Source organism: Actinokineospora sp. NPDC051303 (assembly GCF_055586285.1).
The window spans coordinates 1-25946 of record NZ_JBVJIN010000009.1; the positions used below are offsets into that span (position 1 = coordinate 1).

Annotated in this window: 23 protein-coding genes and 2 tRNA genes; 21 read left to right on the top strand and 4 right to left on the bottom strand. The window is 71.6% G+C overall.

Features of this window, described 5'->3' with window-relative positions; translation table 11 throughout:
* Positions 1 to 131: 131 nt before the first annotated feature.
* A complete protein-coding gene (locus ACZ6SD_RS09215; RefSeq protein ID WP_465316413.1) occupies positions 132 to 941 on the bottom strand; it encodes an IclR family transcriptional regulator in 810 nt (269 codons plus the stop codon).
* 120 nt (positions 942 to 1061) lie between these two features.
* Here ACZ6SD_RS09215 and ACZ6SD_RS09220 point away from each other — a divergent pair, with 120 nt between their 5' ends.
* The 15 genes from ACZ6SD_RS09220 to folP all read left to right on the top strand — a co-directional run bounded on the left by ACZ6SD_RS09220 (position 1062) and on the right by folP (position 19285).
* Positions 1062 to 1418, top strand: a complete 357-nt coding sequence (locus ACZ6SD_RS09220) for a bifunctional 3-phenylpropionate/cinnamic acid dioxygenase ferredoxin subunit (protein WP_465316414.1) — start codon at positions 1062 to 1064, stop codon at positions 1416 to 1418.
* Positions 1415 to 2590 (top strand): NAD(P)/FAD-dependent oxidoreductase, encoded by a 1176-nt coding sequence (locus tag ACZ6SD_RS09225; protein WP_465316415.1) that lies wholly within the window; start codon positions 1415 to 1417, stop codon positions 2588 to 2590. The genes ACZ6SD_RS09220 and ACZ6SD_RS09225 overlap by 4 nt, the downstream gene beginning before the upstream one ends.
* 22 nt (positions 2591 to 2612) lie before the next feature.
* Positions 2613 to 3737: an aromatic ring-hydroxylating oxygenase subunit alpha gene (locus tag ACZ6SD_RS09230; protein WP_465316416.1), complete on the top strand. Its 1125-nt coding sequence runs from the start codon at positions 2613 to 2615 to the stop codon at positions 3735 to 3737.
* A gap of 48 nt (positions 3738 to 3785) precedes the next feature.
* Positions 3786 to 6101: an FdhF/YdeP family oxidoreductase gene (locus tag ACZ6SD_RS09235; RefSeq protein WP_465316417.1), complete on the top strand. Its 2316-nt coding sequence runs from the start codon at positions 3786 to 3788 to the stop codon at positions 6099 to 6101.
* A 27-nt stretch (positions 6102 to 6128) separates the two neighbouring features.
* Positions 6129 to 7217 carry an S-(hydroxymethyl)mycothiol dehydrogenase gene (locus tag ACZ6SD_RS09240; RefSeq protein WP_465316418.1) on the top strand — a complete coding sequence of 363 codons (1089 nt, stop codon included), beginning with the start codon at positions 6129 to 6131 and terminating at the stop codon, positions 7215 to 7217.
* Entirely contained in the window at positions 7214 to 7840 is a 627-nt protein-coding gene (locus ACZ6SD_RS09245; protein ID WP_465316419.1) for an MBL fold metallo-hydrolase, read from the top strand. The genes ACZ6SD_RS09240 and ACZ6SD_RS09245 overlap by 4 nt, the downstream gene beginning before the upstream one ends.
* Before the next feature lie 119 nt (positions 7841 to 7959).
* Positions 7960 to 9261 carry a serine hydroxymethyltransferase gene (locus ACZ6SD_RS09250; protein ID WP_465316420.1) on the top strand — a complete coding sequence of 434 codons (1302 nt, stop codon included), beginning with the start codon at positions 7960 to 7962 and terminating at the stop codon, positions 9259 to 9261.
* Between the two features lie 145 nt (positions 9262 to 9406).
* On the top strand, positions 9407 to 10642 hold the full coding sequence (locus ACZ6SD_RS09255; RefSeq protein ID WP_465316421.1) for a sarcosine oxidase subunit beta family protein: 1236 nt from the start codon (positions 9407 to 9409) through the stop codon (positions 10640 to 10642).
* A 15-nt stretch (positions 10643 to 10657) separates the two neighbouring features.
* Positions 10658 to 10975, top strand: coding sequence for a sarcosine oxidase subunit delta (locus ACZ6SD_RS09260; RefSeq protein ID WP_465316422.1), 318 nt, complete (start codon positions 10658 to 10660; stop codon positions 10973 to 10975).
* Positions 10972 to 13752 (top strand): 2Fe-2S iron-sulfur cluster-binding protein, encoded by a 2781-nt coding sequence (locus tag ACZ6SD_RS09265; RefSeq protein ID WP_465316423.1) that lies wholly within the window; start codon positions 10972 to 10974, stop codon positions 13750 to 13752. Before ACZ6SD_RS09260 ends, ACZ6SD_RS09265 begins: the two co-directional genes overlap by 4 nt.
* Positions 13745 to 14374: a sarcosine oxidase subunit gamma gene (locus ACZ6SD_RS09270; protein ID WP_465316424.1), complete on the top strand. Its 630-nt coding sequence runs from the start codon at positions 13745 to 13747 to the stop codon at positions 14372 to 14374. Before ACZ6SD_RS09265 ends, ACZ6SD_RS09270 begins: the two co-directional genes overlap by 8 nt.
* Positions 14371 to 16839, top strand: coding sequence for a GcvT family protein (locus ACZ6SD_RS09275; protein ID WP_465316425.1), 2469 nt, complete (start codon positions 14371 to 14373; stop codon positions 16837 to 16839). The genes ACZ6SD_RS09270 and ACZ6SD_RS09275 overlap by 4 nt, the downstream gene beginning before the upstream one ends.
* Before the next feature lie 99 nt (positions 16840 to 16938).
* Entirely contained in the window at positions 16939 to 17559 is a 621-nt protein-coding gene (locus ACZ6SD_RS09280; protein WP_465316426.1) for a cyclodeaminase/cyclohydrolase family protein, read from the top strand.
* Positions 17556 to 18431: a bifunctional 5,10-methylenetetrahydrofolate dehydrogenase/5,10-methenyltetrahydrofolate cyclohydrolase gene (locus tag ACZ6SD_RS09285; protein ID WP_465316427.1), complete on the top strand. Its 876-nt coding sequence runs from the start codon at positions 17556 to 17558 to the stop codon at positions 18429 to 18431. The genes ACZ6SD_RS09280 and ACZ6SD_RS09285 overlap by 4 nt, the downstream gene beginning before the upstream one ends.
* Positions 18428 to 19285: a dihydropteroate synthase gene (folP, locus tag ACZ6SD_RS09290; RefSeq protein ID WP_465316428.1), complete on the top strand. Its 858-nt coding sequence runs from the start codon at positions 18428 to 18430 to the stop codon at positions 19283 to 19285. Before ACZ6SD_RS09285 ends, folP begins: the two co-directional genes overlap by 4 nt.
* A 60-nt stretch (positions 19286 to 19345) precedes the next feature.
* Here the strand turns inward: folP and ACZ6SD_RS09295 are convergent, their stop codons facing one another.
* Positions 19346 to 20014, bottom strand: a complete 669-nt coding sequence (locus tag ACZ6SD_RS09295) for a GntR family transcriptional regulator (RefSeq protein ID WP_465316429.1) — start codon at positions 20012 to 20014, stop codon at positions 19346 to 19348.
* A gap of 106 nt (positions 20015 to 20120) precedes the next feature.
* Here ACZ6SD_RS09295 and ACZ6SD_RS09300 point away from each other — a divergent pair, with 106 nt between their 5' ends.
* Genes ACZ6SD_RS09300 through pabB form a run of 3 tightly spaced genes read left to right on the top strand, consistent with a single transcriptional unit; the run spans position 20121 to position 23550 of the window.
* The gene (locus ACZ6SD_RS09300) at positions 20121 to 21494 is read left to right on the top strand and encodes an L-serine ammonia-lyase (RefSeq protein ID WP_465316430.1); all 1374 of its coding nucleotides are present in this window, start codon (positions 20121 to 20123) and stop codon (positions 21492 to 21494) included.
* Positions 21495 to 21503: 9 nt separating this feature from the next.
* Positions 21504 to 22352, top strand: a complete 849-nt coding sequence (gene purU / locus ACZ6SD_RS09305; RefSeq protein ID WP_465316431.1) for a formyltetrahydrofolate deformylase — start codon at positions 21504 to 21506, stop codon at positions 22350 to 22352.
* A 1-nt stretch (position 22353) separates the two neighbouring features.
* Positions 22354 to 23550, top strand: coding sequence for an aminodeoxychorismate synthase component I (gene pabB, locus ACZ6SD_RS09310; protein ID WP_465316432.1), 1197 nt, complete (start codon positions 22354 to 22356; stop codon positions 23548 to 23550).
* Here pabB and ACZ6SD_RS09315 read toward each other — a convergent pair.
* Positions 23542 to 23615: transfer RNA gene (locus tag ACZ6SD_RS09315), tRNA-Pro, on the bottom strand. The genes pabB and ACZ6SD_RS09315 overlap by 9 nt on opposite strands.
* 64 nt (positions 23616 to 23679) lie before the next feature.
* Here ACZ6SD_RS09315 and ACZ6SD_RS09320 point away from each other — a divergent pair.
* A tRNA-Gly gene (locus ACZ6SD_RS09320) sits at positions 23680 to 23750 on the top strand.
* 150 nt (positions 23751 to 23900) lie between these two features.
* Entirely contained in the window at positions 23901 to 24302 is a 402-nt protein-coding gene (locus tag ACZ6SD_RS09325; RefSeq protein ID WP_465316433.1) for an NUDIX hydrolase, read from the top strand.
* Positions 24303 to 24312: 10 nt separating this feature from the next.
* On the opposite strand, the gene ACZ6SD_RS09330 is transcribed toward ACZ6SD_RS09325, so the two are convergent.
* Positions 24313 to 24828, bottom strand: a complete 516-nt coding sequence (locus tag ACZ6SD_RS09330; RefSeq protein WP_465316434.1) for a GNAT family N-acetyltransferase — start codon at positions 24826 to 24828, stop codon at positions 24313 to 24315.
* 211 nt (positions 24829 to 25039) lie between these two features.
* Here ACZ6SD_RS09330 and ACZ6SD_RS09335 point away from each other — a divergent pair, with 211 nt between their 5' ends.
* Entirely contained in the window at positions 25040 to 25807 is a 768-nt protein-coding gene (locus ACZ6SD_RS09335; RefSeq protein ID WP_465316435.1) for a hypothetical protein, read from the top strand.
* Positions 25808 to 25946 lie beyond the last annotated feature (139 nt).

Here is a 25946-nt window from a genome sequence, read left to right on the forward strand (position 1 = left end):
TCACCCTCCCCCCCCCCCACCTCCCCCCCCCAGAACAGGCGCACACCCCCCCCCCCCCCCGCCCCCTCCCCCCCCCCCCCCCCCCCCCCTCTCCCCCCCCCCCCCCCCCCCCCCCCCGAGGCGCGGACCGGTCAGTCGCGTGGCGGACCGTAGTAGCCGATCCGGAAGCTGATCTCCGCCGCGCCCGCCAGCAGCTTCTTGGCGATGTCCGGGAACGACTCCGCGGTGAGGCGGTAGGACGGGCCGGACACGCTGACCGCGGCGACGACGTTGCCGTCCGGGCCGTGGATGGGGGCGGCCACGGCGTTGAGGCCGATCTCCAGCTCCTCGGCGGTGCTGGCCCAGCCGCGCTCCCGCACCCGCCGCAGCTCGGCACGCAGTGCGGGTTTGGTGGTGATGGTGTGCTCGGTGTACCGGTCAAGCTTGTCGGCCAGGGCCTTGGCGACGGTGTCGGCATCGGTCCAGGCGAGCAGCGCCTTGCCGCTGGAGGTGGCGTGCAGCGGCGTTCGCTGGCCGATCCAGTTCCGCACGGCGATGGTGGCGTTGCCCTGCTCCTGCGTGACGTTCGTGGCGCCCCCGGAGTCCAGGATCGCCACGTTCACCGTCTCGCCGCACTCGGCGGCGAGTTGGGCGCACACCGGCCTGCTCTCCTTGGACAGGTCCAGCCGGGCCGTCGTCGCGCCAGCGAGGCGGACGATGCCGAAGCCGAGCCGGTACTTGCCGCGCTCCTCGATCTGCTCGACCAGTTGCCGGTTCTCCAGCGCCACCACGAGCCGGAAGGCGGTGGACTTGTGCACGTCGAGTTCGCTGGCGATCTCGGTGACGCCCGCGCTGCCGTGCTTGGCCAGGAAATCGAGGATGGCAAGGGCGCGGTCAACGGACTGGACCTGGGTCGCAGAGCCCTCGCCCCCATTGCGCACCCGCCCCTGGTCGTTGCTCATACCGCAACGATAACCGCTATGTGCATCAACTTCGCGCCGGGCCATTGACAGGGCCGGGGGCGGGAGTCACGATGTTGCGTATAGCACTTCCGGTTGTGTAATACGAAACAGGAGGTCGTCGTGATCCCGGTTTGCGCGCTTGCCGAACTCCCCGAGGGGGAAGCCGTCCGGATCGAGGCGGACGTTCCGATCGCGGTGTTCAACGCCGACGGGACTCTCTACGCCATCGACGACACCTGCACCCACCAGGACGCGTCCCTGGCCGACGGCTGGCTCGACGGGTGCCTGGTCGAGTGCCCGCTGCACGCGGCCTGCTTCGACCTGCGCACCGGCAAGCCGAGCGGGCCGCCCGCCAAGGTGCCAGTCCGCACACACCAGGTCGTGGTGGTGGACGGCGTCGTCTACGTGACCCTGTCGGCCACGCCTGCCGACCGGCGGCCGAACTCGGCCCCGACCGGGGCGGTCGATGTCGCGTGACGCGCTCGATCACCATCGTCGGGGCCTCCCTCGCGGGCCTGTCCACCGCGCGGGCGCTGCGTGAGCGGTCCTTCTCGGGCCGCATCGTGCTCGTCGGCGCCGAGCGGCACCGGCCCTACGACCGGCCGCCGCTGTCCAAGGAGTTCCTCGCGGGCGCCATGACAGCCGAAGACCTCACACTGACCACCCCAGAGGACGCCGACCTGGACCTCGACTGGCGGCTCGGCCGCCGCGCGACCCAGCTCGACCCCTCCGGCGCCGCTGTCGTGCTGGACTCCGGCGAGCGGATCGCCTCCGACGGCGTGGTGATCGCGACCGGCGCCACCGCCCGGCGGCTGCCCGGCCCCCGGCTCGACGGCGTGCACACCGTCCGGACCCTCGACGACGCCACCGCGCTGCGTGCGGAGCTGACGCCGGGCGCCCGCATCGTGCTCGTCGGCGCGGGCTTCATCGGCGCGGAGATCGCCTCGACCGCGGCGGCTCTCGGCCTGGAGGTCACGGTTGTCGAGACGCTGCCCACCCCGCTCGCCGGGCCGCTCGGCGTTGATATGGGGCGGGTGTGCGCCGCGCTGCACGGCGAGCACGGCGTGCGGCTCGTCACCGGGATCGGCGTCGACGCGCTGACCGGCGACGGGCGGGTCCGGTCGGTCCGCCTGGCCGACGGGAGCGACCTGCCCGCCGACGTGGTGGTCGCCGGGATCGGCGCGGTCCCGTGCGTCGACTGGCTCGCGGGCTCAGGCCTGTGCTGCGACGGCGGCGTGCTCACCGACGCCGCCTGCGCCACGAACCTGCCCGGCGTGGTGGCCGTCGGCGACTGCGCCCGGTCCTACCGGGCCTACACCGGCGCCCCGCACCGGCTGGAGCACTGGACGAACGCGGCGCAGCAACCGGCCGCCGCGGCGGCCAGCCTGCTCGGCCACCCGTACACGCCACCCGCGCAGCACGCCCTGCCGTACTTCTGGTCCGACCAGTACGGCGTGCGGTTGCAGTTCGCGGGCCACCGCCGCGACGGCGACGAGGTCGAAGTCGTCGACGGCGACACCGATTCCCGCAGTTTCCTCGCCGTGTACCGGCGCGAAGGCCGCGCGGTCGCGGCGTTCGCGATGGACCGGCCCCGTCCCTTCGCCCGTCTGCGGCGCGAACTCGCCACCGGCGCCGACCTGGCCGCCTGACCTCGTACGAAAGGTGCCAACCGTGACCACCAGCACCCCACTGCCCGCCAGTCTCGTCGCCACCCTGCCCGGCCGGTACTACACCGATCCCGAGATCTTCCGCCAGGAACAGTCGCGGATCTTCGAGTCGATGTGGTTCGCCGCAGCCCGCGGCGCGGACCTGCCCACCCCGGGCAAGTTCCGGAATGTGCAGGTGGGCACGGAGAGCGTGCTGCTGGTCCGCGGCCGCGACGGCGCGCTGCGCGCCTTCCTCAACGTGTGCCGCCACCGGGGCGCTCAACTGTGCCTTGAGGAGAGCGGCGAAGTGCGCCGCTCCCTGCAATGCCCGTACCACGCGTGGACCTACGGCCTGGACGGCAAGCTGATCGCCGCGCCGAACCTCGGCGCGATGGCCGACGTCGACCGCACCGAGTACGGGCTGATCCCGGTGCACCTGCGGGAGTGGCTGGGCGCCGCCTGGGTGTGCCTCGCCGACGTGCCACCGTCCTTTGAGGACACTGTGGTCGGCGCGGTGAGCCATCGGCTGGGCGATCCGCGCGCGATCGAGGACTGGCGGCTTGACGAGCTTGTCGTGGGCCGCCGGATCACCTACGACGTCAAGGCGAACTGGAAGCTGATCGTCGAGAACTTCATGGAGTGCTACCACTGCGCCACGATCCACCCGGAGCTGACCGAGGTGCTGCCGGAGTTCGCCGACGGCCTGGCCGCGCAGTATTTCGTGGGCCACGGCGCCGAGTTCGGCCCCGAGATCAAGGGCTTCACCGTCGATGGCAGCGATGGCGTCGGCAGGCTCGACGGGCTGGCCGACCAGCACGACCGGCGCTACTACGCGATCACGGTGAATCCGCAGGTGTTCATCAACCTGGTGCCCGACCACGTGATCTTCCATCGGATGTACCCCATCGCGCCCGACCGCACGATCGTGGAGTGCGACTGGCTCTACGCCGAGGACGTCGTCGCGCAGGGCAAGGACATCTCGCGCTCTGTCGAGTTGTTCCACCGCGTCAACCAGCAGGACTTCGACGCCTGCGAGCGGTGCCAGCCCACGATGTCGTCCCGGGCGTACGCGGCCGGGGGCGTGCTCGTGCCCAGCGAGCACCACATCGCCGCTTTCCACGAGTGGGTGGCCGAGAAGCTCGCCGACTGATCCGGCGCCCGAGACCTTGTCCCAGTCGACCCCGAACCGAGGTGCGCAGTGCCCGACGAGCGGCCCCCTGTGGTGGAACCACCGGTCGACGCCGAGGAGACCCGGCTGACGGTGGGCGAGCCCGCGACCCACGCCGCCGGTCTGACGGCGGTGTGGGTGTCGATGGCGCGGGCACTGCGGCAGATGGGGCCGCGCAAGTCCGCGACGAACCTGTTGTCGCTCAACCAGGTCGACGGCTTCGACTGCATGTCCTGCGCGTGGCCGGACCCGCAGGACCACCGGCACACCGCCGAGTTCTGCGAGAACGGCGCGAAAGCCGTGGCGTGGGAAGGGCAGCGGCGGACCGTGGGCCCGGAGTTCTTCGCCGCCCACCCGATCTCGGTGCTGGAGAAGCAGACCGGCTACTGGCTGGAACGCCAGGGCAGGCTGGTGCACCCGATGGTGCGCCGGGCCGGGGCGGACCGCTACGAGCCGATCTCGTGGGAGGACGCCTTCGCTCTGGTCGCCGAGCACCTGAACGCGCTGGACTCGCCGGACGAGGCGCTGTTCTACACCTCAGGACGGGCGTCGAACGAGGCCGCGTTCGTGTACCAGCTGTTCGCGCGGGCGTTCGGCACGAACAACCTGCCGGATTGCAGCAACATGTGCCATGAGTCGACCTCGGTCGGCCTGGCCCGCACCATCGGCATTGGCAAGGGATCGGTGTCGTTGCGGGATGTGCACGAGGCCGATCTGATCGTGGTCTCCGGGCAGAACCCGGGCACGAATCACCCCCGGATGCTGTCCGCGCTGGAAAAGGCGAAGCGCAATGGCGCTCGGATTCTGGCGATCAACCCGTTGCGCGAGGCCGGGTTGCTCAAGTTCAACAACCCGCAGACCCCGCGCGGCCTGGCCGTCGGGACCGGCCTCGCCGACCGGTACCTGCGGGTCCGCTCCAACGGCGATCTCGCGCTGTGGCAGGCGTTCGGGCACCTGTTGCTCCAAGCCGAGGACGAGCACCCCGGCACGGTCGTTGACCGCGACTTCATCGACCGGCACACCGTGGGATTCCCGGAGTGGGAAAGGCACATCCGCCAGCTGGACTGGGACCAGGTGCTCGCCGCCACCGGCCTGCCCCGGGCGGAGATCGAGGCGGCGGCGCGGATGCTGGCGGGCGCGAAGCGGATCGTGAACTGCTGGGCGATGGGAATCACCCAGCACCGCAACGCGGTCGCCACCGTCAAGGAGATTGTCAACGTCACCCTCCTGCGGGGAATGATCGGCAAGCCCGGTGCCGGGCTGTGCCCCGTGCGGGGACACTCCAACGTCCAGGGCGACCGCACCATGGGCATCTGGGAGAAGGTCCCGGACTCCTTCCTCGACGCGCTCGGCGCCGAGTTCGGCTTCGCGCCGCCGCGCGCGCACGGGCACGACGCGGTGGCCGCTGTCCGAGCCATGCGCGACGGGCGGGCGAAGGTGTTCGTCGGCCTGGGCGGGAACTTCGCCGCCGCCATGTCCGACACCGAGGTCACCGAGGCCGCGCTGCGGTCGGCGGCGCTGACCGTGCAGATCTCCACCAAGCTCAACCGCGGCCACCTCGCCGCGGGCCGCGACGCGCTCATCCTGCCCACCCTCGGCCGCACCGAACAGGACCACACCGGTGGCGTCGAGCAGCGCGTCACGGTGGAGGACTCCATGTCCGTCGTGCACGTCTCGCGGGGCCGCTCGACCCCGGTTGGGCCCCTGCTGCGGTCCGAAGTGGACATTGTCTGTGGTATCGCGCACGCCACGCTCGGCGCTCGCCACGGCATTCCGTGGCGGGAGTTCGCGGGCGACTACTCGACAATCCGGCAGCGGATCGGGCGGGTCGTGCCGGGCTGCGCGGACTACGACGAGAAGATCCGGCGGCACGCCGCGTTCACCCTGCCGCACGGGCCGCGTGACTCCCGCACATTCCCCACGCCCGAGGGCAAAGCGGTGTTCTCGGTCAGCCCGCTTGAGGTGCTGACCGTCCCAGAGGGACGGCTGGTCCTGCAGACGCTGCGCAGCCACGACCAGTTCAACACCACGATCTACGGCCTGGACGACCGCTACCGAGGCATCCGCTCCGGGCGTCGCGTCGTGTTCGTCAACCAGGCCGACCTCGCCGAACTCGGGCTCGGCGACGGCGACCGCGTCGACCTGGTCTCCGAGTGGCCCGACGACCGCGGCGGGCTCACCCGGCGCTGGGCGCGGGACTTCCGCGCCGTCGCCTACGACACCCCCAAAGGCTGCGCCGCCGCCTACTACCCGGAGACCAACCCGCTCGTCCCACTCGACTCCCAGGCGCTCGAATCCGGGACGCCCACCTCCAAGTGGATCGTCGTGCGACTGGTCCGCCGCTGAGCACCAAGGAACTAAGGAGAACAACCAATGCCACAGCAAGTGCGCGGAGTCGTCTCACTCGCCCAGGGCAAGCCCGTGACCGTCGAGACGATCGTGATTCCCGATCCCGGCCCGGGCGAGGCCGTGGTCCAGGTTCAGGCGTGCGGGGTGTGCCACACCGATCTGCACTACCGGGAGGGCGGGATCAACGACGAGTTCCCGTTCCTGCTCGGGCACGAGGCGGCCGGGGTCGTGGAGTCCGTCGGCGACGGCGTCACGGACCTCGCGCCGGGTGACTACGTGATTCTCAACTGGCGCGCGGTGTGCGGGCAGTGCCGTGCCTGCCGAAAGGGCAAACAGCAGTACTGCTTCGACACGCGCAACGCGGCGCGGAAGATGACGCTGGCCTCGGGGCAGGAGCTGAGCCCCGCGCTCGGCATCGGGGCCTTCGCGGAGAAGACCCTGGTGGCGGCCGGGCAGTGCACCAAGGTCGACCCTCGGATCAAGCCGCAGGTGGCTGGGCTGCTGGGCTGCGGGGTGATGGCCGGAATCGGCGCCGCGGTCAACACCGGGGGAGTGGGCCGGGGCGACTCAGTCGCGGTGATCGGCTGCGGCGGCGTCGGCGCGGGCGCGATTGTCGGAGCCGCGCTGGCAGGCGCGACCACGATCGTGGCGGTGGACACGGACTGGCGCAAGCTGGACAAGGCACGGGAGTTCGGCGCCACGCACACTGTCGACGCCAAGGACGTCGACACGGTCGAGGAGATCCAGCGGCACACCGGCGGGTTCGGCGCCGACGTGGTGATCGATGCCGTGGGACGGCCGGAAACGTGGAAGCAGGCGTTCCGGGCCCGCGACCTGGCGGGCACGGTGGTGCTTGTCGGCGTGCCGACGCCCGACATGTCCGCGCCGGAGCTGCCGCTGATCGAGTACTTCTCGCGGGGCGGGGCGCTGAAGTCCTCCTGGTACGGCGACTGCCTGCCCTCCCGGGACTTCCCGGCCCTGGTCGACCTGCACCTGCGGGGGCGGCTTCCGCTGGAGAAGTTCGTCACCGAGGAGATCGCCCTGGACCAGGTGGAGGACGCGTTCGCGAAGATGCACCGCGGCGATGTGCTGCGGTCGGTGGTGGTCCTGTGAGTCCCATCGAGCGGCTGGTCACCTCGGGCACGTTCTCGCTGGACGGCGGCACCTGGCAGGTCGAGAACAACGTCTGGCTGGTCGGCGACGATCGCGAGGTCGTCATCATCGATCCCGCGCACGACGCGGAGGCGATCGCGGCGCGGGTCGGTGACCGCCGGGTGGCGGCGATCGTGTGCACCCACGCCCACGACGACCACATCAACCAGGCGCCGGTGCTCGCTGACACCTTCGCCGCGCCGATCATGCTCAGTCCCGCCGAAGCGCCGCTGTGGAACCTGACCCACCCGGACCGCCTGCCCGACAGCGAGTTGCGGGACCAACAGGTCCTCACCGTGGGGGGCGTCGAGCTGCGTGTCCTGTCGACGCCGGGGCACTCGCCGGGCTCGATCTGCCTGCACGTGCCGGAGTTGACCACGGTGTTCACCGGCGACACGCTGTTCCGCGGCGGCCCCGGCGCCACCGGCCGCTCGTTCTCCAGCTTCGAGACGATCATTCGCTCCATCCGCGGCGCTTTGCTCACGCTGCCTGGTGACACCACCGTCCACACCGGACATGGCGACTCGACCACGATTGGCGCCGAGGCGCCGTGCCTGGCCGAGTGGATCGCCCGGGGGCACTGACGTTCCTCCTGCCGGGCAACGGTTTCCCGACGGGTGTTGACCGGCGCCGAAACGCGTTCTATTGTGACATGTAACTGATATATTAGTTGTCGAACAAGTGGTGATGGGAGGTCTGCCGGATGTCCGTGACGGTTGATCGTCAGGAGACGCCAAGCCCCGCGCGTGTGCTCGGCCTGCCGCTGGCCGAGACGGACCCGGAGGTGCACGCCGCTATCGGCCGGGAACTGGGCAGGCAGCGGGAGACACTGGAGATGATCGCGAGCGAGAACTTCGCGCCGCTCAGCGTGATCGAGGCCCAGGGCTCGGTGCTGACCAACAAGTACGCCGAGGGCTACCCGGGCCGCCGCTACTACGGCGGCTGCGAGCACGTCGACACGATCGAGCGACTGGCGATCGACCGGGTCAAGGCGCTGTTCGGCGCGGAGTACGCGAACGTGCAGCCGCACTCCGGCGCGCAGGCGAACGCGGCGGTCATGGCCGCGCTGCTCGACCCCGGCGACACCTTCCTGGGGCTCGATCTCGCGCACGGCGGGCACCTGACCCACGGGATGCGCCTGACCTTCTCCGGAAAGTACTTCCAGGCCGTGCCCTACCACGTTCGCGAAGACGACCACCGCGTCGACATGGCGGAGGTGGAACGGCTGGCGCGGGAGCGGCGCCCGAAGCTGATCATCGCGGGCTGGTCGGCCTACCCCCGGCACCTCGACTTCGCGGAGTTCCGCCGGATCGCCGACGAGGTGGGCGCCTACCTGATGGTGGACATGGCGCACTTCGCGGGCCTGGTCGCCGCCGGGCTGCACCCGTCGCCGGTGCCGCACGCCCACGTGGTCACCTCGACCACGCACAAGACCCTCGGCGGACCGCGCGGCGGTGTCGTGCTCGCGCGGCAGGAGCTGGCCAAGAAGCTCAACTCCAGCGTCTTCCCCGGCCTGCAGGGCGGCCCGCTGCAGCATGTGATCGCGGGCAAGGCGGTGGCGTTCAAGCTCGCCGGGGAACCGGCGTTCCGGGAGCGGCAGGAGCGGACCCTGGCTGGCGCGCGGATCATCGCGGACCGGCTGCTGCGGGAAGCGGCGGTCGGCGTCGTCTCCGGCGGCACCGACGTCCACCTCGTCCTGGTCGACCTGCGTGATTCCGAGCTGGACGGCCAGCAGGCCGAGGACCGGCTGCACCGCGTCGGGATCACCGTGAACCGCAACGCCGTCCCGTTCGACCCGCGCCCGCCGATGGTGTCCTCCGGCGTGCGCATCGGCACCCCGGCGCTGGCCGCCCGCGGGTTCGGCGCGGCGGAGTTCACCGAGGTCGCCGACATCATCGCGCTGACCCTGCGGCCCGGGACCTCCGACGCGGACCTCGACGCGCTGGCCGGGCGGGTCGCCGCGCTCGCCGCCCAGCACCCCCTCTACCCGGAGCTGTCGGCATGAGCGAGCTTGCGAGCGAATCATCGGCACAGTGCGCAGGCCTGCGAGGCAACCGAATGAGTGAGGTTGGCCTAGTGAGCGAGCTTGCGAGCGAATCAGTGGCACAGTGCGTTGGCGCGCGAGGCCACCGAGCAAGTGAGGTGGCCCGATGAGCGCCGCGACCGCGCCCGGCGCGCACCTGCCCGAGCACGCCGACTTCCTCTGGCGGAACCCGGAGCCGAAGCGGTCCTACGACGTGGTGATCGTCGGGGGCGGCGGCCACGGCCTGGCCACGGCGTACTACCTGGCGCGCAACCACGGCATCACCAACGTCGCGGTCGTGGAGAAGGGCTGGCTGGCGGGCGGCAACATGGCCCGCAACACCACGCTGATCCGCTCCAACTACCTGTGGGACGAGTCAGCGGCCATCTACGAGCACGCCCTGAAGCTGTGGGAGGGCTTGGAAGCCGACCTCGGCTACCCGATCCTGTTCTCCCAGCGCGGTGTGCTCAACCTCGCGCACACCGAGCAGGACGTCCGCGACTCGGTCCGCCGTGTGGAAGCCAACAAGCTCAATGGGATCGACGCGGAGTGGATCGGGCCGGACGAGGTCAAACGGATCTGTCCGATCGTCAACACCTCCGCCGACATCCGCTACCCGGTGCTCGGCGCGACCCATCAGCCGAGGGCGGGCATCGCCAAACACGACTACGTGGCGTGGGGCTTTGCCCACCGCGCCGACGAAGCCGGGATCGACCTCATCCAGGACTGCGAGGTCACCGGGTTCACCGTCGACGGCGACCGGGTGAGCGGGGTGCGCACCACCCGGGGCGACATCGCCTGCGGCACGGTCGCCCTCTGCGCGGCCGGGCACACGTCGGTGCTGCTGGACATGCTCGGCGTCCGCGCCCCGTTGCAGTCGCATCCGCTCCAGGCGCTGGTCTCGGAGCTGCTGGAGCCGGTCCACCCGACGATCGTGATGTCCAACGCCGTGCACGTCTACGTCTCCCAGGCGCACAAGGGCGAGCTGGTGATGGGCGCGGGCGTGGACTCCTACAACGGCTACGGGCAGCGCGGCGCTTTCCACATCATCGAGCGGCAGATGGCGGCGGCCGTGGAGCTGTTCCCGGTCTTCGCCCGCGCGCACCTGCTGCGGTCCTGGGCCGGGATCGTGGACGTCACCCCGGACGCGAGCCCGGTCGTCGGCCACACCCCCTACGAGAACGTCTTCGTCAACGCCGGGTGGGGGACCGGCGGGTTCAAGGCGACGCCGGGGCTGGGCTGGTGCCTCGCGCACACCCTGGCCCACGGCGAGCCGCACCCCTTTGTCGCCCCGTTCAGCCTCGACCGGTTCACCACCGGCGCGCTCGTCGACGAGCACGGCGCCGCCGCCGTGGCCCACTGAAACGCGAGGACCGCCATGCAACTCATCCACTGCCCGTGGTGCGGCCCCCGCGAGGAGGTCGAGTTCCACTACGGCGGCCAGGCCGACATCGCCTACCCGGACCAGCCCGCCGACCTGTCCGACCAGGAATGGGCGGAGTTCGTGTTCTACCGCGACAACCCCAAGGGCCCCTTCACGGAGCGGTGGAGTCACAGCGCGGGCTGCCGCCGCTGGTTCAACGCCGTCCGCGACACCCGCACCCACCAGTTCCTGGCCACCTACCGGGTCGGCGAACCCGCGCCACGGGTTCCCGGCCTGGACGCCGCCCGCCGAGTCTCGGAGGTCCGGGCATGAGCCGGGTCGACGGATACGGCCGCGTCGACCGCGGCCGCACGCTCACCTTCACCTTCGACGGCCGCGCCTACACCGGCCACCCCGGTGACACGCTCGCCTCGGCCCTGCTGGCCAACGGCGTGCACTGGATCGGGACCAGCGTGAAGCTGGGCAGGCCGCGTGGGATCGGCGCGGCCTGGACCGAGGACGCCACCGGCCTGGTGCAGATCGAGAAGCCGTTCCCGGAGCCGATGCTGCAGGCCGCCGCGGTCGAGCTGACCGACGGCCTGGTCGCCCGCGGCGTCAACGGACAGGGTCGGCTCGCCGAGGTGCCCGACCCCGCGCGCTACGACCGCAAGCACACCCACACCGACACCCTGGTGATCGGCGCGGGCCCGGCCGGGCTGCTGGCCGCCCGCGGCGCCGCCCGGGCCGGGGAGAGCGTGGTGCTGATCGATGACCGCGCCACCCCCGGCGGCAGCCTGACGGGCACGGAGCGGATCGACGGGCGTCCGGCCCTGGACTTCGTGGACGAGGTCGTCGCCGAGTTGGCGCGCCACCCCGAGGTGACGTACCTGCCGCGCACCACCGCGTTGGGCCAGTACGAGGACGGCTTCGTGCTCGCGCTGGAGCGGCGCGCCGACCACCTCGGCGCCGACGCGCCCGCCAACCGGTCCCGGCAGCGGCTGCACCGGGTCCGCGCGCTGCGGGTCGTCGTCGCGACCGGGGCGCACGAGCGGCCGATCGTGTTCGCCGACAACGACCGCCCGGGCGTCATGCTCGCCTCGGCGGCCCGGGACTACCTGCACCGCCACGGCGTTCTCGCCGGGCGCGAGGTCGTGGTGTTCACCAGTGACGACTCCGCCTACGCCGCCGCAGTCGATCTCGCCGCCGCGGGCGCGCGGGTCACCGTCCTTGACGCCCGCGAGCACCCCCCGCGGGAATGGCGATCCCGTGCTGGGGAAAGGGGAATCCCTGTGCATCCCTCCACTGTGGTCACCGGCACCGAGGGGACCACGCGCGTTTCCGGTGTGCTGGCACGCACGCCAGACGGCGGCGTTCGGCTGCCCGCGGACCTGCTGCTGGTCTCCGGCGGCTGGTCTCCGGTGGCGCACCTGTTCAGCCACGTCAAGGGCGCGCTGGTCTACGACGCGTCCCTCGGCGCGTTCCGCCCGGGCGCGCCGCTGCCCGGCGTCAGCGTGATCGGCGCCGCCAACGGCGCCTTCGACCTGGCGGACGTGGTGCGCGAGGGCGCGGGGGAGCAGGCCCCGTCCGTCGAGGCCGGGCCCGCCCGCACGCCCGCGAAAGTGCTGTGGCGCACCGAGGGCGACCCGGACCGGCAGTTCGTCGACCTCCAGCGCGACGCCACCGTCGCCGACATCGCCCGCGCGGTCGGCGCCGGGATGCGCTCGGTGGAGCACATCAAGCGCTACACCACCATCGGCACCGCGCACGACCAGGGCAAAACCTCCGGCGTCATCGCCTCCGGCATCGCCGCGGAACTGCTCGGCCGCCCGATCGGGGAACTGGGCACCACCACGTTCCGCCCGCCCTACACGCCCGTGGCCTTCGCCGCGCTCGCCGGACGGGAGCGGGGCAGGCTGTTCGACCCGGAACGGGTCACCGCGGTGCATTCCTGGCATGTGGCCGCCGGAGCAGTGTTCGAGGACGTCGGCCAGTGGAAGCGCGCCCGCTACTACCCGCGACCCGGTGAGGACATGGACGCGGCCGTGCTGCGCGAATGCGCGGCGACCCGGGCGGGCGTGGGGATCATGGACGGCTCCACGCTGGGCAAGATCGACGTCCAGGGCCCGGACGCCGGGGTGTTCCTCGACCGGATCTACACGAACATGATGAGCACGCTCAACGTCGGCCGGGTCCGGTACGGCGTGATGTGCGGCAACGACGGCATGGTCATCGACGACGGCACCGTGCTGCGTATCGCCGACAACCGGTTCCTGGTCACCACGACCACCGGCGGGGCGGCCGCCGTTCTGGACTGGATGGAGGAATGGCTGCAGACCGAGTGGCCGGAGCTTCGCGTGTACCTGGCGTCGGTCACCGAGCAGTGGGCCGTCTTCCCGGTCGTGGGGCCGCGGTCGCGCGAGGTGGTGGGCGAGGTCTTCGCGGACCTCGACGTGTCCAACGCGGCGTTCCCCTTCATGTCCTGGCAGGACACCACGCTCGACGGAATCCCGGTGCGCGTCGCCCGCATCTCGTTCTCCGGCGAGCTGGCCTATGAGCTCAACATCGACTCCCGGTACGGGCTCGCGCTGTGGCAGCGGTTGCTGGCGGCCGGAAGCCGCTTCGGCATCACGCCCTACGGCACCGAGACGATGCACGTGCTGCGGGCGGAGAAGGGCTACCCGATCATCGGGCAGGACACCGACGGCACGGTCACCCCGCAGGACCTCGGGATGAGCTGGGTGGTGTCGAAGAAGAAGGACGACTTCATCGGCAAGCGCTCGTTCTCCCGGCCGGAGAACCTGAATCCGCGGCGCAAGCAGTTCGTCTCGCTGCTGCCGACCGATGGCCGGACCAAGCTGCCCGAGGGCTCCCAGATCGTGGCGCTGTGCCCGGATGGCGCCCTGCCCGCGCCGCCGGTGCCGATGCTCGGGCACGTCACCTCCAGCTACCACAGCGCCGAGCTCGGCCGCCCGTTCGCGCTCGCGCTGGTCAGCGGCGGCCGTGCCCGGATCGGCGAGCTGGTGCACGTGCCGGTGGACGGCGTGCTCGTCGAGGCCGAGATCGGCGAAACCGTGCTGGTGGACCCGGAAGGAGCACGTCGCGATGGCTGACCCCGCGATGGCTGACAAGCTGTATCGCGCGCACCCGCTGGCGGACTGGAAGCCCGCGCTGACCCTGCTGACCTGGCAGGTGCCCGGGCTCGCCGTGCTGGCCGAGGACGACGTGAGCGCCGTGGACCTGCGCGTGGACCCCGCCGGGCCCGGCGCGCAGGCCGTGGGCCGGGCGCTGGGCGCGGCGCTGCCCGTCGAACCCAACACGTGGACGCACACCGGCCGCGGCCAGATCATCTGGCTGGGTCCCGACGAATGGCTGGTCACCAGCTCAGGAGTCGGCCCACGGGAGTTCGAGGACGAACTGGGCTGGATTGTCTCGGCCTACGACGGCGCGGCGGTCGACGTCTCCGCGCAGCGGACCAGCCTGCGGCTGCGCGGAGCGCGGGTGCGGGAACTGCTGTCCTTCGGTTGCGCGCTGGACCTGCGCCCCTCGGCGTTCCCGGCGGGTTCCTGCGCCCAGACGATCGTCGGGCGGGCGGGCGTGCTGATCCTCGCGCTCGGCCACGACGACTTCCGCCTGTTCGTGCGGCCGTCGTTCGCGCCCTACCTCGCCGCCTGGTTGATCGACGCGGCCGAGGAGTTCCTGCCTGTTCCCACCGTTAGGAGAGAGTCGCCGTGAGCACCATTCCTCGCGTCGTCATCATCGGAGCCGGGATCGTCGGCGCGAACCTGGCCGACGAGCTCACGCTGCGCGGCTGGAATCAGGTCACGGTCCTGGACCAGGGGCCGCTGCCCCTCACCGGCGGCTCCACCTCCCACGCGCCGGGCCTCGTCTACCAGACGAACGCGTCCAAGACCATGACCGAGTTCGCCACGTACACCGTCGAGAAGCTCAGCGGCCTCGACGTCGACGGCGCCTGGTGCTTCAACCAGGTCGGCGGCCTGGAGATCGCGACCACCCCCGAGCGGCTCGCCGAGCTGCACCGCAGGCAGGGCTGGGCTGCCTCCTGGGGCGTGCCCGGGGAGGTGGTCGGCCCAGAGCGCTGCGCCGAGCTGCACCCGCTGGTGGACCCCGAACGCGTGCTCGGCGGATTCCACACGCCGACCGACGGGCTCGCGAAGGCGTCCCGAACCGTCGTGGCACTGGCCCGGCGCGCCCAGGCGCGTGGCGCGGTGTTCCGCGGCGGGAGCCGGGTCACCGAGGTGCTGCAGAGGGGCGGTCGGGTCACGGGCGTGCGCACCGCGGCGGGCGAGGAGATCGCGGCGGACATCGTGGTGTCCTGCGCCGGGTTCTGGGGGCCCGCCGTCGGCGAGCTGGTCGGCATGACCGTGCCGCTGCTGCCGCTGGCGCACCAGTACGTGCGCACCGGCCAGATCGCCGAGCTTGTCGGGCGCAACGACGACCTGATCGAGGCCCGCCTGCCGATCCTGCGGCACCAGGACCGCGACCTGTACTTCCGCGAGCACAACGACCGGCTCGGCATCGGCTGCTACGCCCACCGCCCGATGCCCGTGCGGCTGTCCGAGCTGCCCGAGGTCGACGACATGACCGAGGCGGCCATGCCGTCGATGCTGCCGTTCACCGAGGAGGACTTCGCGCCGTCCTGGGAGCACAGCAGGGAACTGCTGCCCGCGCTGCGCGAGGCGAAGATCGATGCCGGGTTCAACGGGATCTTCTCGTTCACCCCGGACGGCGGCCCGCTGGTCGGCGAGTCCCCGGACGTGGCCGGTTTCTGGATCGCCGAGGCCGTGTGGGTGACCCATTCCGCCGGGGTGGCCCGCGCCGTCGCTCAGTCGCTTGTGGACGGTCGCAGCGAGACCGAGCTGCACGGCTGCGACGTGCACCGGTTCGATGAGATCGAGACGTCCGAGGACTACGTCAGCGAGACGTCGCAGCGCAACTTCGTGGAGATCTACGACGTGCTGCATCCCTTGCAGCCCAAGCTCTCCCCGCGGGACCTGCGGGTCAGCCCGTTCCACGCGCGGCAGCGGGAACTGGGCGCGTTCTTCCTCGACGCGCACGGCTGGGAGCGGCCGCACTGGTACGAGGCCAACGCGCACCTGGTCAAGGAGTTGCCGATGGCGTGGCAACCGCCGTCGCGGGACGCCTGGTCGGCGATGTTCCACTCGCCGATCGCCGCGGCCGAGGCGTGGAAGACCCGCACCGGCGTCGCCATGTACGACATGACTCCGCTCAGGCGGATCGAGGTCGGCGGACCGGGCGCGGTGGGGTTCCTGCAGCGGCTGACGACCGGCATGATGGACAAGTCCGTTGGCTCGGTGACCTACACGCTCGCGCTGGACCACGCTGGCGGCATCCGCTCCGACCTGACCGTGGCCCGGCTCGGCGAGAACCTGTTCCAGGTCGGCGCCAACGGCAACCTCGACTTGGACTACTTCCGCCGCCAAGCCAAGGGGGACGACAGCGTCCAGATCCGCGACATCACCGGCGGCACCTGCTGCGTCGGCGTGTGGGGACCGCTGGCGCGGGCCCTGGTGCAGCCGTTGAGCTCCGAGGACTTCTCCCACGAAGCGCTGAAGTACTTCCGCCTCAAGCACGCGCGCATCGCGGGCATTCCGGTCACCGCGATGCGACTGTCCTATGTGGGCGAACTCGGCTGGGAGATCTACACCAGCGCCGAGTACGGCCAGCGGTTGTGGGACGTGCTGTGGCGGGCCGGGCAGCCGCTGGGCGTGGTCGCCGCGGGGCGGGCCGCGTTCAACAGCCTCCGGCTGGAGAAGGGTTACCGGTCCTGGGGCTCCGACATGACGACCGAGCACAACCCGTACGAGGCGGGGCTCGGGTTCGCGGTGAACAAGAAGAAGACCGGTTACGTCGGCCACGAGGCGATCGCCGGGCTGAGCGCGGAGTCGGTGGGCCGCAGGCTGCGCTGTCTGACCGTCGATGACGGCCGCAGCGTGGTGCTGGGCAATGAGCCGGTTTTTCTCGACGGCGTGGCCGCGGGGTACGTGACCTCGGCGGCGTTCGGCCACACCATCGGCAAGCCGATCGCCTACGCGTGGCTGCCCGCGTCCGCCACCGAGGGCGCCTCGGTGGAGATCCAGTACTTCGAGCGGAAGGTGCGCGCCACCGTGACCGCGGAACCGCTTGTCGACCCGGAGATGGCCCGCATCCGCCGCTGAGTGCCCCAAGAGCCCGGGGTGCGCGGCTTCGGCCCGGCGGGGCCGCGCACCCCGACCCATCCGCGGGCGGCCAGCCCGCCGACCAGAAAGGTCGACGCCATGCGCACCGAGACGATTGAGAACTTCCTGCGTTCCCTCGCCGCCAGGACACCGGCGCCCGGCGGCGGGGCCAGTGCCGGGCTGCACGCCGCGCAGGCCGCCGCGCTGCTGGGCATGGTCGCCCGCTTCAGCGAGGGCGAGAAGTACGCCCAGCACGCCGTCACCGTCACCTCGGTCCGCGACCAGGCCGACGACCTGCGGGAACTCGCGCTGACCCTGGCCGAGGAGGACGCCATCGCGTTCGGCGCGGTCGGCGCGGCCTACCGGCGCCCGCGGTCCACCGACGAGGAGAAGGCGGCGCGGTCCCGGGCGATCGCGGCGGCCCTGGTCGAGGCGGGCCGGGTGCCCGCTCGGGTGGCCCACGTCGCCGACGAGCTGGTCAGCCTGGCCGAGCGGCTGCTGCCGATCGGCAACCGCAACGTCATCAGCGACGTCGCCGCCGCCGCGGACGCCGCCCGCGCCGCGGCCACCACCGCCCGGGTGAACGTGGAGATCAACCTCGCGCAGATCACCGACCCGGACGCGCGCCGCGACCTGGCCGAGGGCATCGCCGCCGTGGACGACATCGTCGCGCGCGCCGACAAGGTGACCGCGGCGGTGCGGGAGGTGATCGCGCGATGACCAAGCCGCTTGTCTCCGTGCGGGCGACCGCGGTGCTCCAGGGCACCGGGCTCGCCCGCGACATCCGCGCCGCGGTCACGGCGGCGGCGGGCAGGCTGACCGAGGCGGGCATCGCGCCGCGCCTGGCGGTGGTGGTCGCCACCGACGACGAGTCGACCGCTTGGTACGTCCGCTCGATCGCGAACGCCGCGGCCAAAACCGGGATCACCTGCGAGGTGGTTGATCTCGGTCCTGACGCCGATCCCGGACGCGTCCGGGACACGCTCGCCGCGCTCAGCGCGAACCCGGCTGTGCACGGGATCATGCTGCAAACCCCGCTGCCCGCCGGGGCGAGCGTCGAAGACCTCGCCGCGTCGATCGCCCCGGAGAAGGACGTTGACGGCGCCAACCCGGTGTCCCTGGGGCGGCTCAGCGCCGGACTGCCCGCCTTCGTCCCCGCGACGGCCGCGGCGGTCCTGGCGCTGCTGGAGCACTACGAGGTTCCGCTGGCCGGTCGCCGGGCCGTTGTCGTCGGCCGTTCCAACGTGGTCGGCAAGCCCGCGGCCCAGTTGCTGCTGCGCCGCGACGCGACGGTGACCGTGTGCCATCGCCACACCGTGGACCTCGCCGACCACACCCGTCCCGCCGACGTGCTCGTGGTGGCTGTCGGGAGGATCGGCCTGATCACCGCCGAGCACGTCAACCCCGACGCGGTCGTGATCGACGTCGGCACCAACCCGACCCCGGACGGCGGCCTCGCGGGCGACGTGGACCACGCCGAGGTGGCAGGCCGGGTGGCCGGGCTGACCCCGGTGCCCGGCGGCGTCGGGCCGGTGACCACCGCGCTGTTGTTGCGGCACACCGTCGAATCCGCCGCCCGGAGCGCGCCATGACCGGGCGCCGCGCCGCGCCTGAATCCGCTGACTTGACGGCGCCCCTGCCGCGGCTGCTGCGCGGCCCACGCACCCTGGTGTGCGGAATCCTCAATGTGACACCGGATTCGTTCTCCGACGGGGGCGCCTACCGCGACCCCGAGGCCGCGGTTCGCCACGGGCTCCGCCTGATCGACGAGGGCGCCGACATCCTCGACATCGGGGGTGAGTCCACGCGGCCGGGCGCCCGGCCGCCCAGCGTCGCCGAGGAACTCGACCGCGTCGTGCCGGTCATCGAGCGGCTGGCCCGGCGGACGGACGCGGTGCTGTCGGTCGACACGTCGTCCCCCGAGGTGATGCGGGCGGCCGTGGCCGCGGGCGCGGGACTGATCAACGACGTGCGCGCGCTGCGCCACCCGGGGGCCGTCGAGACCGCGGCGGCGCTGGGAGTGCCGGTGTGCCTCACGCACATGCTCCGGCCACCGCCGGTGATGCAGCGCGACCCGACCTATGTCGACGTCGTCGCCGAAGTGAGCGCGTTCCTCCGCGAGCGCGTCGAGGTGTGCGTGCGCGCGGGCATCCCCCGTGAGCGCGTCGTGATCGACCCGGGGTTCGGCTTCGGCAAGACACTGGAGCACAACCTCGCGCTGCTGCGGTCGCTGGGAGCTTTCGCCGATCTCGGCGTGCCGGTCATGGCGGGGCTCTCGCGCAAGGCGATGCTCGGGCAGATCACCGGGCGGCCGGTGGGTGAGCGGGTGCCCGCATCGGTGGCCGCGGCCGTGGTGGCGGCGCAGCGCGGCGCCAAGATCGTGCGCGTGCACGACGTGGCGGCCACGAGCGACGCGCTCAAGGTGCTGGCCGCGGTCGGCGGCTGAGTGCCCCCCGAGGTCGTCCGGTGTCAGATGGGTCGTCCGGTGTCAGATGGTCGTCCGGTGTCAGATGACAGCCCGGATCGCCTTTTCGAACCCGGTGACGTGGTCGCGGGCGATCTTCTCGGCTGTCGCGCTCTCGCCGTCGGCGATGGCCCGCAGCAGGCCCACGTGCTCTCCGATATGGCGGTCGAAATGTGTCAGACGGTCGAGGAACAGGCAGAAGATCCGGGTGGCGAGGTTGTCGTAGCGCACCAGGGTGTCTTCCAGGTGAGGGTTGCCCGCGGCCCGGTAGATCGCGCGGTGCACCCGCATGTCCCACCGCATCAGCTCGTGGCGCCCGATCGCGCGCACGTCGATGTCCCCGATGGTGTCGGCGAGTTCGGCGAGTTGGGCGCGCGCGCCCTGCGCGGTGGTCTCCGCGGCCCGGCGGGCGGCCAGGGGTTCGAGCTGGACGCGGATTTCGGAGATGTGGGCGAGGTCGGTGATGTCCACGCCGGTGGCGAAGGTGCCGCGCCGCGGGTAGGTGATCACCAGGCGGTCCACTTCCAGGCGCTTGATCGCCTCGCGGACGGGAGTGCGGCCGACGCCGAGGGACTGGGCCAGCGCGGCGTCGTCGATCGGCGCCAGCGGCGGGATGTCCAGCATGATCAGCTGGTCCTGGATCGCGGTGTAGGCGCGGTCGGCCAGCGAAGTGCGCGGCGGCGCGGCGTGTTCCTGTGGGGCGGCGGTCACGGACAGCAGTTTAGCCCCTGAAATCCACAGACCCTTTCTTAACGGGACAACTTACACTACATTGATATATTAGTGTCATACCAAGTGGCGATGATCGGGAGCGTCGATGACCATCTCCGTGTTCGACCTGTTCAAGGTCGGGATCGGGCCGTCGAGCTCGCACACCGTGGGCCCGATGCGGGCCGCGTACCTGTTCGTCACCCGACTAGACGAGTCCGGGGCGCTCGGCCGCACGGCTCGCGTGCGCTGCGAGCTGTTCGGCTCGCTCGGCGCGACCGGGCACGGCCACGGCAGCGTGCCCGCGGTGGTGCTCGGGCTGGCGGGAGAGCAGCCGCACCTGGTCGACCCGGCGGCGGCCGGGCCCGCGGTCGAGGCCGCGCGCGCCGAGGGGCGGATCAGTCTCCGCGGCAAGCACGACATCGCGTTCTCGGTGGACGACGACGTGGTGCTGCACCGCCGAGGGCGGCTGGACTTCCACAGCAACGGCATGGTGTTCGCGGCCTACGACGCGCACGGCGGCGAGGTCGACCGCCGGGAGTACTACTCGGTCGGCGGCGGGTTCGTGCTGGACGAGGACGAGACCGGGCGCCCGGTCCTGGTGGAGCACGAGGTCCCGGTCCGCCACCCGTTCGCCACCGGCGACGAGCTGCTCGCGCTCACCCAGCGGACCGGGCTGCGCATCAGCGACATCATGCTGGTCAACGAGCTGTCCTGGCGCGGCGAGGAGGAGATCCGCGCCGGGCTGCTGCACATCTGGTCGGTGATGCGCGAGTGCGTCGAACGCGGCACGCGCACCGGGGGAACCCTGCCCGGCGGGCTCAAGGTGCGCCGCCGCGCCGCGGCGCTGCGGGAACGGCTGGAATCCGGCGGGGACGAAGCGGACCCGTTGCACGCCGTGGAGTGGGTCACGCTGTTCGCGCTGGCGGTGAACGAGGAGAACGCCGCGGGCGGCCGGGTCGTCACGGCCCCGACCAACGGCGCGGCCGGGATCGTGCCCGCCGTGCTGCACTACTGCGCCCGGTTCCTGCCCTCCTTCACCGACGACGACGTCGTGCGGTTCCTGCTCACCGCGGGCGCGATCGGGTTGCTGTTCAAGGAGAACGCGTCCATCTCCGGGGCGGAGGTCGGTTGTCAGGGCGAGGTCGGCTCGGCGTGCTCGATGGCGGCGGCCGGGCTCGCGGAGGTCCTTGGCGGCACCCCGGAGCAGGTGGAGAACGCCGCTGAGATCGGTATCGAGCACAACCTCGGCCTGACCTGCGACCCGGTCGGCGGGCTCGTGCAGATTCCCTGCATCGAGCGCAACGCCGTGGCCGCGATCAAGGCGATCACCGCGGCCCGGCTGGCGGTGCGCGGCGACGGCGCGCACCACGTGTCGCTGGACAAGGCGATCAAGACCATGCGCGAGACCGGCGCGGACATGAAGGACAAGTACAAGGAGACGGCCCGCGGCGGGCTCGCTCTCAACATCGTGGAGTGCTGAGGAGACCCCGTGAGCCACACCTTCGCCCTGACCCTGAACTGCCCGAACCGCACCGGCATCGTGCGCGCGGTGAGCGGATACCTGTTCGAGCGCGGGTGCGACATCGGCGAGCACCAGCAGTTCGACGACCCGGTGCGCAACCGCCTGTTCATGCGCACCCAGGTCACCGCGCCGGACGGGGCGGACGTCGAGGAGATGTCGCGCGGGTTCGCGTCGGTGGCCGCCGACTTCGAGATGACCTACGAGTTCACCGCCAACCGGAACGCGCGGACCCTGGTCATGGTTTCCAAGCTCGGGCACTGCCTCAACGACCTGATTTTCCGCTGGCGGGCGGGCAGTCTCGGCGCCGACCTCGTCGCGGTCGTGTCCAACCACGAGGACCTGCGCCCGATGGCCGAGGCCGCCGGTCTGCCCTACATCCACGTCCCGGTCACCCCGGACACCAAGGCCGCCGCGGAGGCGCGCCTGCTGCGGCTGGTCGAGGAGTACGACGCGGAACTCGTCGTGCTGGCGCGCTACATGCAGATCCTGTCGGACGCCACCAGCAAGGCGCTGCACGGGCGCGCGATCAACATCCACCACTCGTTCCTGCCCGGGTTCAAGGGCGCCCGGCCCTACCACCAGGCCTACGACCGCGGGGTGAAGTTCGTCGGCGCCACCGCGCACTACGTGACCTCGGACCTGGACGAAGGGCCGATCATCGAGCAGGAGGTGATCCGGATCGACCACACCTTCGACCCGCACGCGCTGCAGACCGTCGGCCGCGACGCCGAAGCGCTCGCGCTGTCCCGCGCGGTGCGCTGGCACTGCGAGCGCCGCGTCCTGCTCAACGGGCGCAGCACGGTCGTCTTCCCGTGACATGACCGCGACGGCACGGTTTGACGACCTGCGCGCGCGGACCGCGCTGCGGTTCCCGGCCCCCGCCGAGGTGCTGACCGCCCACCGGCCCGAGGACGTGGCGCCGGTCCTGGACCTCGTGGGGCGGGCGGTGGCGGGCGGAAGCTGGGCTTTCGGGTTCCTGGCCTACGAAGCCGCGGCGGGACTCGATCCCGGGCTTGTGGTCCACCCGCCGCCGGAGGGACTGCCCCTGGCCTGGTTCGGAATCACCGCGCCACCCCGGCTGGTGTCCGTTGTGGACAGTGGTTTCCCGGTGGGCGGCTACGCGGTCCGGTGGGCGCCGGACTGGTCGCCGCGGGAGTACCGCGCGCGCGTGGAACGGGTTCGCGACCGGATCGCGGCGGGGGAGACGTATCAGACCAACCTCACCGTGCGGCTGCGCGGCGGTTTCAGCGGCGACCCGGCCGGGCTTTACCGGGACCTCGCGGTCTCCCAGCGCGGCGCCTACAACGCCCACCTCGACCTCGGGCGTTTCGTGATCGCCAGCGCCAGCCCGGAGCTGTTCTTCGAGTCGCGCGGCGACCGGGTGCTGCTGCGGCCCATGAAAGGCACCGCTCCCAGGGGCGCGGACCCCGAGGAGGACCTAGCGCTGGAACGGTCGCTGCTGTCCAGCGCGAAGGAACGCGCCGAGAACGTGATGATTGTCGATCTGATGCGCAACGACATCGGCCGGCTGGCCGTGCCCGGCAGCGTCAGGGTGCCGTCGCTGCTGTCGGTGGAGCGCTATCCGACCGTGCTGCAGATGACCTCCGATGTCACCGCGATCCTGCGCCCGCGCACCGGTTTGCCGGATCTGTTCGGAGCGCTGTTCCCCTGCGGCTCGGTGACCGGAGCGCCGAAGGCGAGCACCATGGCTCTGATCCGCGAACTGGAACCCAGCCCACGCGGCGTCTACTGCGGCGCGGTCGGCTGGCTGGCCCCACCGGGGGAGCCGGTCACCGCCCGGTTCAACGTGGCCATCCGCACCGCCGTCGTGGACCGGGACCGCGGCCAGGCCGAGTACGGCACCGGCAGCGGGATCACCTGGACCTCGGACCCCGAAGCCGAGCACCGCGAACTCCTGGTCAAAACCAAGATCCTGCGCCGAGGCGCGGACATGGCGAACCCCGGTCACGGCAACCGTGACCGGGGTTCGCACATCGGTGCCCTGTCGGGCTGACAGGATTTGAACCTGCGACCCTCCGCTCCCAAAGCGGATGCGCTACCAAGCTGCGCCACAGCCCGGGGTGGTGCGCGCACAGCGTATCCCTACCGCTAAGCTTCCTCTCGCGGCGGGGGACCGTCGTATGCGGGCGTAGCTCAATGGTAGAGCCCTAGTCTTCCAAACTAGCTACGCGGGTTCGATTCCCGTCGCCCGCTCAGCGCGGCCGGGTTCCTGGGATGGGAGCCCGGCTGCTTTCTGTGACCGAGTGTCCTACGACACAGCCAGGCGGGTGATTTCGGCGCTCGGGCGTGAACATCGCGCGAAGGCGATGGCGTTGCTACTCGCCAGTCGGTAGTCAGTAGGGCATGGCGCGAACCGGTTTTTCCGAGGCGTCCCCAGATCACCGCACCTTGGTCGGGGCGAGCATGCTCGTGGTGGATGACGCGGGGTTGGTGTTGATGGTGCGCGACGGCGGCGGGCACCGGCTTCCGGGTGGGCCGCAGGCGGCGGGGGAGACGCTGCCGCAGGCGGCGGTGCGGGCGGTGGCGGCGCGGACTGGCGTGCGCGCCGAGGTCAGTGAGCTGGTCGGGATCTACAGCGATCCGGCCGAGCCGTGGAGCGCGGACCTCGCCGTGTGTTTCCGGGGTCGGCCGATCGGCGGGTCGCCGCTGGACAGCGCGGTGTGGGTGGAGCCGGAGCGGTTGGGCGAGTTGGGCATCCCGGCCGCGTCCCGGTCGGTGATCGAGCAGGGGTTGGCCGGGGGCTGATCCGCGCCGCTCAGGCGCTGCCGGGTCGCCGGGCGTACTCGATTTCCAGGACCGGTCGGCTGTCGCCGTAGTCGCGTTCGCGGATCAGGCCGGTTTCGGTGTAACCGACGCGCAGGTAGAACCGGCGCGCGCGGTTGGAGCCCGCCAGTGTCCACAGTCGCATCCGGCGGTAGTCCGCGCAGTTGTCCCACACGCCGTGCATCAGCGTCTCGGAAACGCCGCTGCCCCAACAACTCGGGTGGGTGTAGAAGGCGCGCAGCTCGCCGTCGCTCGGGTTGTCCGGGTGGGTGCCGAACCAGGCGAAGGCCACGATCCCGTCGCCGCCGCGTTGGGCGACGAGCACCGAGTCGGAGCCGAGGTCGGCGAATCGCGTCGTCCACTTGGTCCGCCGCTCTTCGACGAATCTGGGCAGCCAGCGGTTTTCGAACAGGTCGCCGTAAGCCAGCCGCCACGCCTCGGCGTGGACCTCGCCGATGGCAGCGGCGTCTTCCGCTGTCGCTTCTCGAACCAGGACGGGTGCGCTCACTCTCACGGAGAGCACTCCGGACGCGGGGTGGGGGACCACATGGCGACACCTTATCCGGTGAATCACGCTCACATGGCGGAAATTCGTGCCTTAACTACGGACTCTCGGTAACACCGCGTGCTTCGGACGGGAACCAGACAGGGACTCGGCGGCGTTCTCCCAGTGACGGATTCGGACCGGGTCCGGCGGCGTTGGGACGAAGGAGGTCGCGATGGACGGCACTGTCGTGCTGGTGGTGGTGATCCTCGCCTTGGTCGCGATCCTGTTGCTGGCCGCCCGCAACCAGGGCACGGCGCGGGCGCGGCGGCTCGATGACGCGAAAGCGGAGGCGCGGCGCTGGGTGGAGCGGCTGGGCGGGCAGGTGATGAACCTGACCGGCACCGACGAGCCGTCTCGGCAGGCGTTGGCCGACGCCGCGGAGCGCTACACGGCGGCGGGTTCGCAGATGGAGCAGGCGGCCACCGTCGAGCAGTGCCGTCTGGTCACGAAGACCGCGATGGAGGGTCTCTATTACGTTCGGGCCGCGCGCACGGCGATGGGCCTTGATCCCGGGCCGGAGTTGCCCGCCGACCCCGAGCAGGCGCGCGCGGGACGGGTCGAGCAGGACCGCAGGGTGACGGTCGAGGGGCATGACTACGCGGCCTCGCCGATGCCTGGGCGCGGAACTCCGCACTACTACCCCGGTGGCCGCGTCGCGGGGCGGCCGGTGCCGCAGGGCTGGTACAGCGAGCCGTGGTGGAAGCCCGCGCTGGTGGCGGGCGCGTGGGGCATGGGCTCGGTGCTGCTGTTCAGCGCCATGTTCTCCGGCATGCCGGGGATTCCGGACGCGCAGGCGTGGGAAGCGGGCTACGACGCTGGCCAGGCCGACGCCGCCGCGGACGGCGGCGACGCCGGTGGTGACCCGGGTGGCGACGTGGGCGCCGACACCGGCGGCGGCGACTGGGGCGGCGGCGACATCGGTAGCGGCTTCGATTTCTGACCAGGGCCCATGACCTAAGTTCATGTGCGGACCGGCGGAACCGGCGACCTGGCCCGCGATCGCCTCGATCGGGGCGGTCGCGGGCCATCGCCGTTCAGGAGAGCCGGAAGCGGCTCCTATCGTCCGCTGCCCGCCTGCG